Below are 15986 nucleotides of genomic sequence, written 5' to 3'. Positions count from 1 at the left end.
TCGACCATGTCCGACCATCGCCCAGCAGGCATCTCCTACATTTTGAAGAAATCCTTCCTTAGCGCGCTAATCGCGCTGGTGCTGTTCTCGCTGATGGTCGGCGTGCGCACCGAGGCAGGATCCTCCGGCCAGCTCACCTATTGGACGCGATTCGGCGAGGTCGCCTCCCTCGTCGCCGTGGTGTTCGGCGGCTCGATCGTGATGGAGCTATTGCGGCAATGGATCGGCTCGAGCGGTGCCGAGAAGCTGGTACCTCCGGCGGTGCAGAGCGGCATATCCTTCATCGGCCGCTACCTCGCGCCGGCGCTCCTGATCTTCACGCTGCTGGTGCCCGTGATCTTCTATAACCAGCGCTACATCCTCGACCTCGCGATCCTCGTGCTCACCTATGTCATGCTGGGCTGGGGGTTGAACGTCGTGGTCGGCCTCGCCGGCCTGCTCGATCTCGGCTACGTCGCCTTCTATGCCGTCGGCGCCTATTCCTACGGGCTGCTCGCCACCAATTTCGGCTGGTCGTTCTGGATCTGCCTGCCGCTCGCCGGCATCCTCGCCGCATTCTGGGGCGTGCTGCTCGGCTTCCCCGTCCTGCGCCTGCGCGGCGACTATCTCGCGATCGTGACACTCGCCTTCGGCGAGATCATCCGCCTCGTCATCATCAATTGGCAGGAGCTCACCGGCGGTCCCAACGGCGTCTCGGGCATTCCCCGGCCCTCCTTCTTCGGCATCCCGCTCGACAACAGCGACGACGGGCTAGCTGCCAAGCTCGGCATCGAATATTCGCCGACCCACCGCATCGTCTTCCTGTTCTATCTGATCCTGGCGCTGGCGCTTCTCACCAACTGGGTCACGATTCGCCTGCGCCGCCTGCCGATCGGGCGGGCCTGGGAAGCCTTGCGCGAGGACGAGGTCGCCTGCCGCGCGCTCGGCATCAACACCACGACCACCAAGCTCACGGCATTTGCGACGGGCGCCATGTTCGGCGGCTTCGCCGGCGCGTTCTTCGCCACGCGCCAGGGCTTCATCAGCCCGGAATCCTTCACCTTCCAGGAATCGGCGCTGGTGCTCGCCATCGTCGTGCTCGGTGGCATGGGGTCGCAGCTCGGCGTTGCGCTCGCGGCGCTCGCCATGATCGGCGGCTTCGAGCTGTTCCGCAGCCTTGAGACTTACCGCATGCTGGTGTTCGGCATGGCGATGGTGCTCATCATGATCTGGCGGCCGCGCGGCCTGATCGGCCATCGCGCCCCCACCGTGTATCTGACCAAGGCGCATGCGATCTCCTCCGATCTCGTCAAGGAAGGGCACGGATGAGCCGCGACCAGATTCTCAGCGTCGACCGGCTCACGATGCGCTTCGGCGGCATCGTCGCCGTGCAGGACCTGTCGCTCTCGGCGGAGCGGAAGAAGATTACCGCATTGATCGGCCCGAACGGCGCCGGCAAGACCACCGTCTTCAACTGCATCACCGGCTTCTACAAGCCGAGCGGCGGCAGCATCCGCCTGAAGCATGACGACGGCAAGCTGATCGCACTGGAGAGCCTGAACGATTTCCGCATCGCCAAGCAGGCCAAGGTGGCGCGCACCTTTCAGAACATCCGCCTGTTTCCCGGCATGACCGCGCTGGAGAACCTGATGGTGGCGCAGCACAACGCGCTGATGCGCGCCTCCGGCTTCACCCTCCTCGGTCTCCTCGGCGTGCCCGCCTACCGCGACGCCGAAAAGCGCGCGATTGATCTCGCCACCGAGTGGCTCCAACGGGTCAACCTGCTCGAGCGCGCCGACGACGCTGCCGGCAATTTCGCCTATGGCGACCAGCGCCGGCTCGAGATCGCCCGCGCGATGTGCACCGAGCCCGCGCTATTGTGCCTGGACGAGCCCGCCGCTGGCCTCAATGCACGCGAGAGCGCGGCCTTGAGCGAGCTCCTGCTCTCGATCCGCAACGAGCTCGGCACCTCGATCCTGCTGATCGAGCACGACATGTCGGTGGTGATGGAAATCTCCGACCACATCGTGGTGATGGACCATGGCGTCAAGATTGCGGAAGGCTCTCCGCGCGACGTCCGCGACGATCCCAAGGTGATCGCCGCCTATCTCGGCGCCGACGAGGACGAGGCGGTGGCCGTGATGGAGGGCGGGACGTGACGTCTGCGCCCAATCCCCTGCTCGCGATCCGCAGCCTTCGCGCCGCCTACGGCAAGATCGAGGCGCTGAAGGGCGTCGATGTCGAGATCAATGCCGGCGAGATCGTTGCCCTGATCGGCGCCAACGGCGCCGGCAAGTCGACGCTGATGATGACGATCTTCGGCAAGCCGCGCGCCCGTGCCGGCCAGATCCTGTACGAAGGCCGCGATATCACCGACGTTCCCACCCACGAGATCGCGCATTTGCGCATCGCGCAATCGCCGGAAGGCCGCCGCATCTTCCCGCGCATGAGCGTTGCGGAAAACCTTCAGATGGGAGCGGATGCCACCGAATGCACGGATGTGGAGCGCGAGGTGACGCTCCAGCGCGTGTTCACGCTGTTTCCGCGGCTAAAGGAACGCTATGCCCAGCGCGGTGGAACCCTGTCCGGTGGCGAGCAGCAGATGCTGGCAATTGGCCGCGCGCTGATGAGCCGCCCCCGCCTGCTCCTGCTCGACGAGCCCTCGCTCGGGTTGGCTCCGTTGATCGCCCGTCAGATTTTCGATGCGATCCGCACCCTGAACCGGCAGGATGGTCTGACCGTTCTGATCGTCGAGCAGAACGCCAACCATGCGCTCAAGCTCGCCCATCGCGGCTATGTCATGGTCAATGGCCTGATCACCTTGGCCGGGACCGGCGCCGAGTTGTTGCAGCGCCCCGAGATTCGCGCCGCCTACCTCGAAGGCGGCCGGCGCGGCTGACGCCCGCCGAAGCCGGACAAGGGCCGACCCACGTGCGGGCCGAATGTGGCGAGATATCTCCGCCGATGCCCGTATTTTGCCGGTGACTTCTCCTCAAATTCATTCGAGAATGGCGCCGGTTTGAACCGGGCAAGCCCGGCAACTTCCACAGGCGACCACCCGCGAGGTATCTCATGAAATCACTGAAGCTCATCGGCCTGGCATTCGGCGCATCGCTCGCGCTCTCGAGCGCGGCATTCGCGCAGGATGTCACCGTCGCAGTCGCAGGCCCGATGACCGGCGGCGAGTCCGCCTTCGGCCGCCAGATGAAGAATGGCGCCGAGATGGCCGTGGCCGACATCAACGCCGCCGGCGGTCTCAACGGCAAGAAGCTGGCCCTGTCCGTCGAGGACGACGCTTGCGATCCGAAGCAGGCGCGCTCGATCGCCGAGAAGATCGCCGGCGCGAAAATCCCGTTCGTGGCCGGGCATTATTGCTCGTCCTCGTCGATTCCCGCTTCGGAGGCCTATGCCGACGGCAACGTGCTCCAGATCACGCCGGCCTCGACCAACCCGCTGTTCACCGAGCGCAAGCTCTGGAACGTGGCGCGCGTCTGCGGCCGCGACGACCAGCAAGGCCTGATCGCGGCGCAATACATCGCCAAGAATTACAAGGGCAAGAACATCGCGATCCTCAACGACAAGACCACCTACGGCAAGGGTCTTGCCGACGAGACCAAGAAGGCGCTCAACAAGGCCGGCATCACCGAGAAGATGTACGAGTCCTACAACAAGGGTGACAAAGACTTCAACGCCATCGTCTCGCGCCTGAAGCGTGACAACATCGATCTCGTCTATGTCGGCGGCTATCATCAGGAGAGCGGCCTGATCCTGCGTCAGATGCGCGATCAGGGCCTCAAGACCGTGCTAATGGCCGGCGACGCGCTCGCCGACAAGGAGTACGCCTCCATCACCGGTCCGGCCGGCGAAGGCACGCTGTTCACCTTCGGCCCCGATCCGCGCAATAAGCCGACGGCGAAGAAGATCGTCGAGGCGTTCAAGGCCAAGGGCATCGATCCCGAGGGCTATACGCTCTACACCTACGCGGCGATGCAGGTCTGGTCGCAGGCGGCCAAGAAGGCCGGCACCACCGACGCCAAGAAGGTCATGGAGACGATCAAGGCCGGCAAGTGGGACACCGTGATCGGCCCGATCGAGTATGACGCCAAGGGCGACATCAAGCAGATCGACTACGTCGTCTACAAATGGGATGCCAAGGGCGGTTACGTCGAGATCAGGGGCAACGGCACCTAACCCCGCTAGAGTGGCCTCAGACCGACCAATCATCACCACGCCCCGGCTCGCCCCGGGGCGTTCTTCTTGCGTGAGGTCAGACCGCGGCCGGCAGCTCGCCGCTCGGCGCCGCCTCGGCCTTTCGCAGAGCTTGCAGGAGATCATTCGGTCGAAACGGCTTTTGCAGGCAGACCACATTGGCGAGGTGGGGCGATTGGTCCATGAAATCGAGCGTCGTCATTCCGGACACCGCAATGACGGGGAGCGCAGGCGCGCGCTCGCGCAGGGCCGCGATGACATCCAGGCCGTTGGTATCACCGAGGAAGATGTCGACGATCGCCCCGTCAAAGGGGCTTTCCGCGAAGGCTTTCAGCCCCGCCGCACCGCTTTTGGCCTCCACGACCTCGAAACCATTGACCCGAAGCACGATCGCGACCATCGCGCGGACGTCCTTTTGGTCGTCGATGACGAGAACGCGGGGCATGGGACAACTCTCGATATCGAAATCAGATCGCCTGATTTAAACCTGGAACCCGCCGCGGCGGAGGGGCATTATGACACCGTCCAGTAAAGCCCATCTTACCGATCCCTGCTCCGCGTTCTCACCAGAATTAAGTAAGCTGTAACCGTCGGTTGAGTCGTAAGCCGGTTCCGTTCACGATGAGCGCCAGAACCCGCTACCATGAACGGGCTCGCAGTCGAATGAGACTAGCGGAGATGCTCAAGACCCTGCTGAAGACCGACCAGCTCAAAATCGACCTGCGAGAGGTGGACGTGCCTGCAACGATCGACCGAAGCACATTTCTTTCGACCCTGCCGGCCACCTCGACCGACCGCGCTGCGGCATTGACGATTGTCGGCGTGTCCTCGATCCTGTTCGCAGCGGCTGTACCCTTCGCGGGTATCCCGCTACTGCCGGTCCCCGCCTTCGTCGCGAGTTACCAATCGGCGCTCGCCATCAGCGACATCGTCACGGCAGTGCTGCTGCTCTCGCAATTCGCAGTCTTGCGGACTCGTGCATTGCTATGGCTCGCGACCGGTTATCTCTTCACCGCCGCAGCGGCACTGGTCCATGCCCTCACCTTCCCCGGCCTGTTCACACCGACCGGGCTCTTCGGCGCGGGCCGGCAAACCACGGTCTGGCTCTACATGATCTGGCACGGCGTCTTCCCGCTATGCGTGCTGGGCTATGCCTGGCTGAAGGAAAAGGACGGAGGCTCCCGGCTCCGGGGTGCGACGAGCAGTGCGATCTATGCCTGCGTGCTCGGAATCATCGTCGCGATGGCCGTCTGCACCTGGATCGTCACCGCGCAACACGATCTGTTGCCGGTCCTGCTGCGCGACGGCCACTACACGCCGACCATGATCGGCGTCGTGTCCTTCGTGTGGTCGCTGAGTTTTGCCGCGCTTGTCTCGCTCTGGTTCCGCAGACCGCATACGGTCATCGACGTCTGGCTCATGGTCGTCATGTGCGCCTGGCTGTTCGACATCGCGCTGTCGGCGATCGTCAACGTCGCGCGCTTCGACCTCGGCTTCTATGCCGGCCGGCTCTACGGCCTCGCCGCAGCGACCTTCGTGCTCGCGGTGCTCCTCATCGAGAATGTCCGTCTTCAGGCGCACACGATGGGCCTCGTCGGCAGGTTGCGCCAGCAATCGGCTTCGGAACGCGACTATTACGGCAAGCGCCTCGCGCTATATGGCGCGGTGATCGAGTCCTCCAACGACGCCATCATCACGAAAACGCTCGACGGCATCATCACCGGCTGGAACAAGGCCGCCGAGCATCTGTTCGGCTATTCCGCTGCGGAAGCCGTCGGCCAGCCAATCGACATCATCGTGCCGCCGGACCGCAAGGGCGAAGTCAGGAGCATCCTCAACCGGGTCGCCAGCAACGAGTCGATCGCCCAGCACGAGACGGTCCGCATCCGAAAAGACGGACGCCCACTCGACGTCGTCCTGAATATCTCTCCCCTGCGCACAGATCAGGGCGAGATCATCGGCGCCTCCAAGATCGCCCACGACATTACCGAAGAGAAGCAGGCGAGAGAGAAGCTTCGCCGCGAGACTGAAGAACGCCAGCGCATCTTCGAGACATCGCAGGACCTGATCCTGGTCACCGACGGCTATGGCAATTTCGTCCAGGTCAGCCCGAGCGTGAAGAACATTCTCGGCTACAGCCCCGAGGACATGGTCGGGCACAGCGCGACCGAGTTCATCCATCCTGACGATCTGGAGAAGACGCGGAGCGAGATGCGCGCAGCCCGGCGTGGCGCGGTCAAGCGCAGCTTCGAGGCGCGCTACTACCATTACGACGGTCACGAGGTCACGCTGAACTGGATGGGCACCTGGTCGGAGCCGGTGAAACGCCATTTCTTCATCGGCCGCGATCTCACCGACAAGCAGGCGGCCGAGGCCCAGCTCCGGCAGGTCCAGAAGATGGATTCGATCGGCCAGTTGACCGGCGGCGTCGCTCACGACTTCAACAACGTGCTGACCGTCATCACGGGCACGATCGGCATTCTCAGCGACGCCGTCGCCGACAGGCCGGAGCTTGCCGCCATCACCAAGTTGATCGACGATGCGGCTGAACGCGGCGCGCAACTGACCAAGCACCTGCTCGCCTTCGCACGCAAGCAGCCGCTCCAGCCGCGCGAGATCGACGTTAATGCACTGGTGCTCGAAGCTGCCAAGCTGCTGCATCCGACCCTGGGCGAGCAGATCACGATCTTGCCGCAGCTCACCGAGGACGCCTGGCCCGCGCTGGTCGATCCGGGCCAGCTCTCCACCGCGATCCTGAATCTCGCATTGAACGCGCGCGATGCCATGCCCGACGGCGGCACCTTGGTGCTGGAGACGCGCAACATCTTCCTCGACGACGGCTATGCCAGTATGAATCCCGACGTGGTCGCCGGCAATTACGTGATGATCGCCGTCAGCGACACCGGCACCGGAATTCCGCCGGACCTGATCGACCGGGTATTCGATCCCTTCTTCACCACCAAGGAGGTTGGCAAGGGCACCGGCCTGGGCTTGAGCATGGTGTTCGGCTTCGTCAAGCAGTCGGGCGGCCACATCAAAATCTACAGCGAGCAAGGCCACGGCACGAGCGTGAAGATCTACCTGCCGCGCTCGACCGGGGTGCAGGAGACCGCGTTCGAGGCGCTCCAGAATGCGCCGATCGCCGGCGGCAATGAGAAGATCCTGATCGTCGAGGACGACGCCCTGGTGCGGCAATATGTTGTGACGCAGGTCAGGAGCCTCGGCTATACCGCGCTCGAGGCCGCCAACGGCGCCGAGGCCCTCACCATTATCGACAACGACAAGACCATCGACCTGCTTTTCACCGACATCATCATGCCAGGCAACATGAACGGCCGCCAGCTTGCCGACGAAGCGCAGAAGCGCCGCCCCGACCTGAAGACGCTATTCACCTCGGGCTACACCGAGAACGCCATCGTCCATCACGGCCGGCTCGATTCCGGCGTGCTGCTGCTGGCCAAGCCCTACCGCAAATCCGAGCTCGCCAAGATGCTCAGGGCGGCCCTCGCCAGTTGAGCCTGCGACGTCTCTGCGCTATCGCAGAGGCGAACTCCTCTCAGCTCGCGAGGCCAGTTTGAAGAATCTCCTCACCGACGTTGCCGGCGTCCGCGTCGGCCATGCCGAAGACGCAAAAGTCGCCTCTGGCGCGACCGCGGTCATCTTCGATTCTCCCGCGATCGCCGCGATCGACGTTCGCGGCGGCGGACCCGGCACACGCGAGGACGCATTGCTCGATCTTGCCAACACCGTCGAGCGCATCGACGCCATCGCGCTGTCGGGCGGTTCCGCCTTTGGCCTCGATACCGGCGGCGGCGTGCAGGCCTGGCTCGCCGAGCAGGGCCGCGGCCACCGGGTTCGCGAAGCGCTGATCCCGATCGTGCCGGGCGCGATCCTGTTCGATCTCCTCAACGGCGGCGACAAGGCCTGGGGACGCTTCTCGCCCTATCGCGAGCTCGGCTACGCCGCGGCAGCCGCCGCTGGCACGGACTTCGCGCTCGGCAGCGTCGGCGCCGGCCTCGGTGCCACCACCGCAACGTTCAAGGGCGGGCTGGGCTCGGCCTCGGCGCTGACGCCCGACGGTGTCAAGGTCGCGGCGATCGTCGCCGTCAACGCGGTGGGCAGCGTCACCGTCGGCAACGGACCGTGGTTCTGGGCGGCGCCGTTCGAGGTGGACGGCGAATTCGGCGGACGCGGCCTGCCGGACAAGTTCACCGACGACATGCTCCGCATGCGCATCAAGGGCGGTCCTGCCGCGAGCGCGCGCGAAAACACCACGATCGGCGTCGTCGTCACCGACGCGGTGCTGACCAAGCCCCAGGCCAAGCGGCTGGCGATGATCGCGCATACCGGCTTTGCCCGCGCGATCTATCCGGTGCATGCGCCGACCGACGGCGACGTGCTGTTCGCCGCCGCGACCTGCGTGAAGCCGATCGAGCCGCTGGTCGGCCTCACCGAACTCGGCACGGTCGCAGCCAACGTGGTCGCGCGTGCCATCGCCCGCGGCGTTTACGGCGCGACGGCCCTGCCGTTCGCCGGGGCGCAGCCGGCGTGGAACGATCGCTTCGGAGAGCAACGAAACGCCTGACATGGCGTTATTCCGACGGAGCCAAGGTGCACCGTCATGCCGTCGTCAGTGATCCGCTTCTTTCGCTATGCGCCCGATACGCGTGAGCTGAAGGTGACTTTCGTCAGCGGTCGCCTGTATGTCTACGAGGACGTTCCGGCCGAGGTCGCGGCCGCGTTCAGTCAGGCCCGCTCAAAGGGATCGTTCTTCAACCGCGAAATCCGCGATCGGTATGCCTATCGTGACACTACCCACGACTACGTAGGCTAAAGCGCGATGAGATCAGGATGAACGTCATTGCGCTTTGGGTTATTGGTTGAGCATGATCTATTCGGACAACCGCTGCACGCTTTCCCAGATCATGCTGTAGCCTGGATCCCGCTCACACGCTCATTGACGTCGAAGAAGCGGTGGACGCGGCCTGCGCCTGGCGCTGCATCATCTGCCCGAACCAGTCATACGGCGAATTGCCGCCACTATTCGCGGTTGACGAGCGGGACGCGCCAGGGACCGTCGTCGACATCTTGAAGCCGTCCGCATAGGTGACGGTGGTGATGGTCGAGCCATCGGCATTGGTCGTCGTCGTCGAGGTCGATCCTCTGCTTGCCTTCGAGGATTCCGATCCGCCGCCTGCCGCATCGCCCGATCCGCCGGCGCTTTGCGCCTGATGGCGGCCATGGCCGCTCGTCAGCGCCTTCGTCATTTCGCCGAGGTTGATGCTGTCATCCGAATTCGCATCCATCTTCGAGAACACGTCATCGGCCTGTGCGAGATTGGTGCCGCCGGCACTGAGCGCGTCCTCGAACTCGGCCTTCGTGATCTTGCCGTCGCCGTCCGCATCGATCTGCGAGAACAGATCTTTCAGCGCCGCCTGCCGGCCCTTCGAGGTCGAGGGCGCCGATGAGGTCGAACTGGTCGCGCCGCTCGCACCATCGGTCGACTGACTCTGCGCGGCGAGCAGCGCCGTCATGGTCGCCGGCGCGATCTGTGGCGGACTGCCTGAGCCGACCAACGAGGACGTCATGCTGCTGCTGTCGATCGCGAACGGGTTGGTCGCGCCTTGCGGAGATCCGGTCTTATGCGTCGATCCGGCCTTCTGCGTTGCCGATGACGACTTCGAGTTCGTCAACGACTGGATCGCGTCGAGCGCACTCGATACCGCGCCAAGGGCAAACAACATTGCACAACTCCAACCCGATGCGGCATGCCGCGGCCAATGTTCCGAACGACGTCAGCAAGCGTCGTGCCAGCGTCAAAAGCTCAACAAAATCCGCCTTCGCTGCGCCTTGCACAGCCCGGGAACACCGGCAATTCGTGCCGGTCGCGGCAGAAATTTCCGCCCACAGGAAGCAGCCTCCCCCTGCATTGCCCGCCGCAGAGGCCCATGTTAGGCGAGGCCATTCTTCTTCGGCCGCCACCCGGAAAACGCGCCATGACCCAAGCTTTCGCCCCCCGTCCCCTGGCCATCGCGCCCTCGATCCTCGCCTCGGACTTCTCAAGGCTCGGCGAGGAGGTGCGCGCGGTGGACGCGGCAGGCGCCGACTGGATCCATCTCGATGTGATGGATGGACACTTCGTTCCCAACATCTCCTACGGTCCCGAGGTCATCAAGGCGATGCGCCCGCATACGAAGAAGATCTTCGACGCGCACCTGATGATCTCGCCCTGCGACCCCTATCTTGAGGCTTTCGCGAAAGCCGGCTGCGACCACATCACGGTGCATGCGGAGGCAGGTCCCCATCTGCACCGTTCGCTCCAGGCCATTCGCGGCCTCGGCAAGAAGGCGGGCGTGTCGCTCAACCCGGGCACGCCGATCAGCGCGCTCGAATACGTCCTCGACCTGGTCGATCTCGTGCTGGTGATGTCGGTCAATCCCGGCTTCGGCGGCCAGGCCTTCATCCCCTCCGCGATCGGCAAGATCCGCGACATCCGCGCGATGATTGCGGGACGCCCGATCGACATCGAGGTCGATGGCGGTGTCGGTCCTGACGTTGCCGGCCCGCTTGCGGCCGCCGGCGCCAACGCCTTCGTCGCCGGCACCTCCGTGTTCAGGGGCGGCACGCAGGAGGCCTACAAGACCAACATCGCTGCCATCCGCAACGCAGCCGCAGGCGCACGCGGCGAAGCGATTTGAGCTGGATCGGGAGTCCGCAAACCTGCAGCTCCCAAGTGTTGCGGCGCGCAATGCCTAAACGGAATCTTGATCCGTACTCATCCGGACTTCCCTGATTCGCGCAAATCACCGCAAGTGACTCCTGCCTGCTTTTGACGGGAGCACATCATGACGACGACCCTGGTTTGGACTGGCGTAGCGTTGTGGTTTGGATTGAATGCTGCGATTGCAGCTCGCAGCCTCTACATGGCGCGACCGGTGAAGGCCGCATCCTCTGCCCGCATCATTCACCTTCAGCGTCGCCGGGGGTGATGCCATGCAGCTCGCACTCGTGAAACGTCAGCCGAAGCGCAGGTGCCGTATTCCACGGCGACCGCATCCGAATCTCGACTACTTCTTCGGCCGCCTCGAACGCGCCGATCGCACGCGGAACGACGATGCCGGGCCCAGCAATGCGGACGTCGACCATTCGTTTGCCTCGCAGCGCCGACACTGAGATTTCCTTTTCCGGACCGCCCCATGAGACCGCATTGCCCGAACTGCCTGAAGGAAATGACCAAGGCATCCGCGTCGCGTAACCTGTTCAATTGCGAGCCCTGCCGCGAGATCATCCAGTATTTCGGCGGCAGCGCGGATCACGGCGAGGCTGACCCGCAATTCTCCTGGCCCATCCGCCGTAAGCACGCGGCTCACACGGCCCACGCGGCCTGATCCGCCGTTTGTAGGCGCAGCCCTATCCGGCCGCCTCGCCGTCATCCGCTTCAGCCACATCCCCCGCCATCCGCGGCGGCCGCACAATGGTGACGGTGCAGCTCGCCTCCGAGGCCACCTTGGCCGAGACGCTGCCGAGCAAGGTGCGCCTGAACGAGCCTTGCCGCGCGCCGATGATGACATGGTCGACATGGTTGACCTCGGCGAACTCCAGGATGGCAGCGGCGGGATCGACGGCCTCCAGCACATGGACCGACAACCGGCTCTCGTCCAGCTTGAGCGGCGCCGCCCAATGCCGGAGCGCCACCAGGCGGTCGATATGCTTGTTGGAGCCCTGCTCGTCGAGCGTCCGGTCGATCGCGATGCGATTGAGCTTGAGCACGTTGAGGCAGGCCAGCCGCGCCGAGGGCAGCGTGGCGAGAATGCGCTCGGTCGTCACGCGCAGTGCCTCGTTCAGCTCCGGTGCGCCCTCCACAGTGTCGAGCGCGATCGCAAGAATTGGGCTCGACGCGATCTGCGCCGCGACATCCGATTTCGCTCGTGGCTGCATGACGCCCTGATTGAAGCGGCGCCGCCACGCCACGCCGAGGGAATCACGCTTCAGCCGTTCCGCGCGCGCGGTGAGCTTGACCTGGTCCGGATGGGTGAGATCGAAGGCGAGCTGGGACGCCGTCGGATAACGCCACACCGGCTCGATCTCGAGGCAGCGCAGCACCACCTCCTGCAGCCAGGGCGGATAGCCGGCGCGCAATGCGCGCGGCGGATAGGGATCGCGCCACAGCCGGCGCCGCATCGCGCGCAACGTTTCACCCTCGCCGAAGGGACGCTCGCCCGTGGTGAAGAAATAGAGCAGCACGCCGAGCGAGAAGAGGTCACTGCGCGGATCGTCGCGCACGCCTAACAGCCGCTCCGGCGCCATGTAGGGCGCGGTCCCGTAAGGCAGACGAAATTCTTCCTGCAACAGGTCAGGCAGATGGTTGTGGTGCGACAAGCCGTAGTCGATCAGCACGGCCTCGCCACTGCCGCGGAACATGATGCTGCTCGGCTTGATGTCGTGATGAATCACGTTCTGCCGATGCAGGTCGGCGAGCGCGGTCGCGATCTTCGCCACGAGCTGCCGCGCCTCGTCATAAGGCAGCGGCAAGTCCGGCAGTCGCTTGTAGAGCGTCGCCCCGGGGATACGCTCGATCACGACATAGGCCTGATGCGCGAAATCCCCGGTGCCGAAGCAGGCCGGCACGTGCGGGCCTGCAACCCGCGGCAGGATCATCATCTCCATCTCGAACGAGACGATCGCCGCGGGATCCTCACCCTCCGACACCCGCGGGATCTTCATCAGCAAAGGCATGTCGATGCCGGGATGGGTGACGGTCCACAACGTCGCCATGCCGCCAGCATGAACGCATTCACCGATGGTGAAACCGTCGATTTCCGCACCTGCTTTGACCAGGGATTTCGGCATCACCGTCAGCGCCCCTGCGACAGCCGGTCGGCCAGCCAATGCGGCAGGCCGTTGTCGCGGATCCTGCCGGCCGCGGTCGCGACGTCATAGGGCGCGCGGCAATAGGTGATCTGGCACGAGACCGTGTCGAACAGCACGAAGGACGCGGACGGATCGCCGTCGCGGGGCTGGCCGACCGAGCCGAGCACGGCAAGCCATTGCCGCCCACGCAGGAGCTGCACGGAGACATCGGTCTTCGGCACGAAGCTCGTCATCTTCGCCGTCACCGACATCGAATAGAGCGCAGGTCTGTGGATGTGGCCGCAGAAGGTGATATGCGCGGGTGTCGCGATCAGGCTCTTGGCCGCATCCGCCGTCGACCGGACATAGTGCCAGCGCTGCGGGCTGGAGGCTTCCGAATGCACGAACAGGCGACCGTCGTCCTCCATCAGCATCGGCAATTCGGCCAAAAACCGACGCTGCGCCCTGTCGAGCCGGCCGCGAGTCCATTCGATCGCAACCTGCGCCTCGGCGTTCATGGTCTCAGCCGAGGAATTGACCGCCTGGTCGTGATTGCCGCGCACGGCGATGGCGCCGCGGGCAACGAGCTCCATCGCAGTGTCCACGACCCATTCCGGATCGGCGCCATAGCCGACGAAATCACCGAGCAGGATGAAGCGCTCCGCGCCTTTCGCGCGGGCCATCTTCAGGCACGCCTCGAACGCCTGCCGGTTGCCGTGGATATCCGAGAAGACAGCTAGGAGCACGCACCCTCCACCCTCAAAATCTTATCTGAAGCCGATAAGGCCAAATTGAGGGACGTCAAGAACATGCGCCGGCGCGTGCCGGTTTTCCAGCGGGCCGCTGCCGCGATGGTGAAGGGCTATTGCTCGTCCTTTGGCGGCATCCGCGGCGGCGGCAGCGGCGTGAACACGACGCCCTGCGCGCCGGCCGGCGGGGCGTTGAACTCGCCGGTCGAAGAATCGCCGCCGCTGGTCTCCAAGATCGTCTTCGGCGTCACATATTCCCGCACCATGTCGATCAGGCTGCCGTCACCGCCGCCGAAATCGGCGGCGCGCCCGCCCTGCGGATGCCCAGCCGCGATCTCGTTCTGCGCCGCATGGGTCTTGTCGGCCAGCCTGTCGTCATAGGGCACCCGGAAGGCGCGCGGAATGCCGCTCGGCCGATTGTCCTCATCGAGCGCCTCGACCCAGAGATAGATCGAGCCGGGATCGCCCTCCAACGAATGCGGCTCGACGATGCGGGCCTGGAGCAGCTTGAAGGCGGTCGGCATCCGGTCGGAGCTGGCCCAGCCGAGCAGTCCGCGCATTTCGGTAAAGCTGACGACATAGAAGGCGCTGGTGATGACGACGGCCGTCGCCTTCAGGACCCAGTGCAGCCGCGCATAGACCAGCACGACCAGCAGCAGCGCACCGATCACCGCATAGGCGACCGACAAAGTGAGGATGACCGTTTGCAGATTACTCACGGCGCACCCTCACCCGGGTCTTCGGATCGACATCGGCGCCGTTGCGCCAGCTGCTGCGGAACGTCTCCAATAGCGATTTCGGCCGCTGGTCGACATTGACGACCTTGCCTTCGGCATCGAGCCGGAACCGGACCGCGGTCTTCTCGTCGCCGGTGTGATCGAGCGTGAACTTGTTGTCGAAGACCACCTGCGCAGTCGGATTGAGCTTCTGCACCTTCACGTTGGCCGTCACGGGCTCGCCGGTCGTCGCCACGAAATGCGAGACGTTGACGGTGTATTCGCCGGCGACGATGCCCCGCACCGTGACAATCTCCTCGCGGATGGGCGAGGCGATCTTCTTGCCGGCGACGATGATGAAGTCGTTGGCCCCGCCGCGGTCGTCGCGATCAAGCGTGAGAAAGCCGGCCTCGCGGTGGCGATACCAGGCGATGTTGCCGGCGGGGTCCTGCACGAACAGGTCGAGATCATCGGGGTGGTTGTCCGGCCAGTCCAGCGTGATCATGAACTCGGCCTTGGAGTCGATCTTGCCCTCTTTGGCGTCCGGGGAGACCGCGAGCAGCGCCAGAAAGAACAGGAAGGCGATCACCTGGAGCGCCTTGAACAGCATCACGCCGAGCGGATCGAACGGCTCCTCGCGCGGATAGAGACCGAAATCATCCATCATGACGGCGTTCCAGCACCCTTGCGCTCCAGGACCGGCGTCACATAGGTCTCGGTCAGCACCACCGCGTCCGAGAACACCCGCTGGGTGGCGGCATCCAGCATGTAGTACTGGATGCGGACCAGGATCGAGCCGACGAGGCCGGCCAGCGTCGTGTACATCGCCACTGCCATGCCGTCGCTCATCAGCCCCATCGAGGACCGCATCGCGGCCTTGTCGGCGGCATCCAGGCCCGCGATCGGCGCCAGCATGATGATGAAGCCGATGATGGTGCCGAGCAGGCCGAGCTTCATCAGCGTGTCCGAGACGAAGGCGCCAAAACCGTTGGAGCCGCGCAGCCGGTCGGCGAGCGTCCGCAGCAGCAGCGTCTGGTCGACCGGCCGGTAGCCTTGCGCAGCGGCCTTGGTCACGAGGCTCTCGATGTGGTCGCGCACCAGGCCGCGCGGAAGCGCTGTTGCGCTAGCGTCGAGCGCCTTGCTGCCGCCGGCGGCCGACAGCACCGCCCGGCAGCGCCGTGCCGCTGCTCCCTCCCGCGCGATCGCCCGCGTCCGCAGGAAGCAGTGGCCGCAGGTAACGACGTAAAGCAGCGCGATCACGCTCGAAATGTAGGTGCGGTCCGAGGTCAGCATCAGGTGGATCAGGCCGAAGCGCCACAACAGCACGACGGCGAAGATCGAGAGCCCGGTGAAGATCATCCAGAACAGCAGCGCGCTGCGCTCGGTCGGGTCGGCAGCGTGGCCCGCGATCGGCCCAATCGTCATCGAACTCATGCTGCACTGCTCCTGGCTTGCGACGATTGGCCGAGAAAGATTGGCCTAG

The 15986-nt window shown here is 64.7% G+C and carries 17 protein-coding genes; 9 read left to right on the top strand and 8 right to left on the bottom strand.

Features of this window, described 5'->3' with window-relative positions; genetic code table 11:
• Positions 1-6: 6 nt before the first annotated feature.
• From livM to IVA92_RS33680, 4 genes are all read left to right on the top strand, one after another.
• A complete protein-coding gene (livM, locus tag IVA92_RS33695) occupies positions 7-1308 on the top strand; it encodes a high-affinity branched-chain amino acid ABC transporter permease LivM (RefSeq protein ID WP_247280767.1) in 1302 nt (433 codons plus the stop codon).
• The gene (locus IVA92_RS33690) at positions 1305-2138 is read left to right on the top strand and encodes an ATP-binding cassette domain-containing protein (protein WP_247280724.1); all 834 of its coding nucleotides are present in this window, start codon (positions 1305-1307) and stop codon (positions 2136-2138) included. Before livM ends, IVA92_RS33690 begins: the two co-directional genes overlap by 4 nt.
• The gene (locus IVA92_RS33685) at positions 2135-2878 is read left to right on the top strand and encodes an ABC transporter ATP-binding protein (RefSeq protein ID WP_247280723.1); all 744 of its coding nucleotides are present in this window, start codon (positions 2135-2137) and stop codon (positions 2876-2878) included. The genes IVA92_RS33690 and IVA92_RS33685 overlap by 4 nt, the downstream gene beginning before the upstream one ends.
• Positions 2879-3051: 173 nt before the next feature.
• Positions 3052-4170 carry a branched-chain amino acid ABC transporter substrate-binding protein gene (locus tag IVA92_RS33680; protein ID WP_247280722.1) on the top strand — a complete coding sequence of 373 codons (1119 nt, stop codon included), beginning with the start codon at positions 3052-3054 and terminating at the stop codon, positions 4168-4170.
• A gap of 76 nt (positions 4171-4246) precedes the next feature.
• Here the strand turns inward: IVA92_RS33680 and IVA92_RS33675 are convergent, their stop codons facing one another.
• Positions 4247-4633: a response regulator gene (locus IVA92_RS33675; RefSeq protein ID WP_247280721.1), complete on the bottom strand. Its 387-nt coding sequence runs from the start codon at positions 4631-4633 to the stop codon at positions 4247-4249.
• Between the two features lie 233 nt (positions 4634-4866).
• Here IVA92_RS33675 and IVA92_RS33670 point away from each other — a divergent pair, with 233 nt between their 5' ends.
• From IVA92_RS33670 to IVA92_RS33660, 3 genes are read left to right on the top strand one after another with little or no spacing between them, the layout of a single operon-like run.
• Positions 4867-7704: a PAS domain S-box protein gene (locus tag IVA92_RS33670; protein WP_247280720.1), complete on the top strand. Its 2838-nt coding sequence runs from the start codon at positions 4867-4869 to the stop codon at positions 7702-7704.
• Between the two features lie 58 nt (positions 7705-7762).
• Positions 7763-8773, top strand: a complete 1011-nt coding sequence (locus IVA92_RS33665; protein WP_247280719.1) for a P1 family peptidase — start codon at positions 7763-7765, stop codon at positions 8771-8773.
• A 36-nt stretch (positions 8774-8809) separates the two neighbouring features.
• Complete coding sequence (locus IVA92_RS33660) at positions 8810-9022, top strand: KTSC domain-containing protein (RefSeq protein ID WP_247280718.1); 213 nt, start codon at positions 8810-8812, stop codon at positions 9020-9022.
• Between the two features lie 112 nt (positions 9023-9134).
• Here IVA92_RS33660 and IVA92_RS33655 read toward each other — a convergent pair whose 3' ends face one another.
• A complete protein-coding gene (locus IVA92_RS33655; RefSeq protein ID WP_247280717.1) occupies positions 9135-9932 on the bottom strand; it encodes an EF-hand domain-containing protein in 798 nt (265 codons plus the stop codon).
• Positions 9933-10184: 252 nt separating this feature from the next.
• On the opposite strand from IVA92_RS33655, the gene rpe reads away from it, so the two are divergent.
• A complete protein-coding gene (rpe, locus tag IVA92_RS33650; RefSeq protein WP_247280716.1) occupies positions 10185-10886 on the top strand; it encodes a ribulose-phosphate 3-epimerase in 702 nt (233 codons plus the stop codon).
• Positions 10887-11148: 262 nt separating this feature from the next.
• Here rpe and IVA92_RS33645 read toward each other — a convergent pair whose 3' ends face one another.
• Positions 11149-11334 (bottom strand): hypothetical protein, encoded by a 186-nt coding sequence (locus tag IVA92_RS33645; RefSeq protein ID WP_247280715.1) that lies wholly within the window; start codon positions 11332-11334, stop codon positions 11149-11151.
• Between the two features lie 50 nt (positions 11335-11384).
• Between IVA92_RS33645 and IVA92_RS33640 the strand changes: the two genes are divergently transcribed.
• The gene (locus IVA92_RS33640) at positions 11385-11576 is read left to right on the top strand and encodes a hypothetical protein (RefSeq protein ID WP_247280714.1); all 192 of its coding nucleotides are present in this window, start codon (positions 11385-11387) and stop codon (positions 11574-11576) included.
• Positions 11577-11598: 22 nt separating this feature from the next.
• Here IVA92_RS33640 and IVA92_RS33635 read toward each other — a convergent pair whose 3' ends face one another.
• From IVA92_RS33635 to IVA92_RS33615, 5 genes are all read right to left on the bottom strand, one after another.
• A complete protein-coding gene (locus IVA92_RS33635) occupies positions 11599-13038 on the bottom strand; it encodes a bifunctional serine/threonine-protein kinase/universal stress protein (RefSeq protein ID WP_247280713.1) in 1440 nt (479 codons plus the stop codon).
• A 5-nt stretch (positions 13039-13043) separates the two neighbouring features.
• Positions 13044-13784 carry a metallophosphoesterase family protein gene (locus IVA92_RS33630; RefSeq protein ID WP_247280712.1) on the bottom strand — a complete coding sequence of 247 codons (741 nt, stop codon included), beginning with the start codon at positions 13782-13784 and terminating at the stop codon, positions 13044-13046.
• A gap of 116 nt (positions 13785-13900) precedes the next feature.
• Positions 13901-14506: a hypothetical protein gene (locus IVA92_RS33625; protein WP_247280711.1), complete on the bottom strand. Its 606-nt coding sequence runs from the start codon at positions 14504-14506 to the stop codon at positions 13901-13903.
• Positions 14499-15170: a hypothetical protein gene (locus IVA92_RS33620; protein ID WP_247280710.1), complete on the bottom strand. Its 672-nt coding sequence runs from the start codon at positions 15168-15170 to the stop codon at positions 14499-14501. Before IVA92_RS33620 ends, IVA92_RS33625 begins: the two co-directional genes overlap by 8 nt.
• Positions 15167-15937, bottom strand: coding sequence for a MotA/TolQ/ExbB proton channel family protein (locus IVA92_RS33615; RefSeq protein ID WP_247280709.1), 771 nt, complete (start codon positions 15935-15937; stop codon positions 15167-15169). Before IVA92_RS33615 ends, IVA92_RS33620 begins: the two co-directional genes overlap by 4 nt.
• Between the last annotated feature and the right edge of the window lie 49 nt (positions 15938-15986).

Source organism: Bradyrhizobium sp. 154 (assembly GCF_023073875.1).
Classification (GTDB): Bacteria; Pseudomonadota; Alphaproteobacteria; order Rhizobiales; family Xanthobacteraceae; genus Bradyrhizobium.
This window is presented reverse-complemented; position numbering and strand designations above follow the sequence as displayed.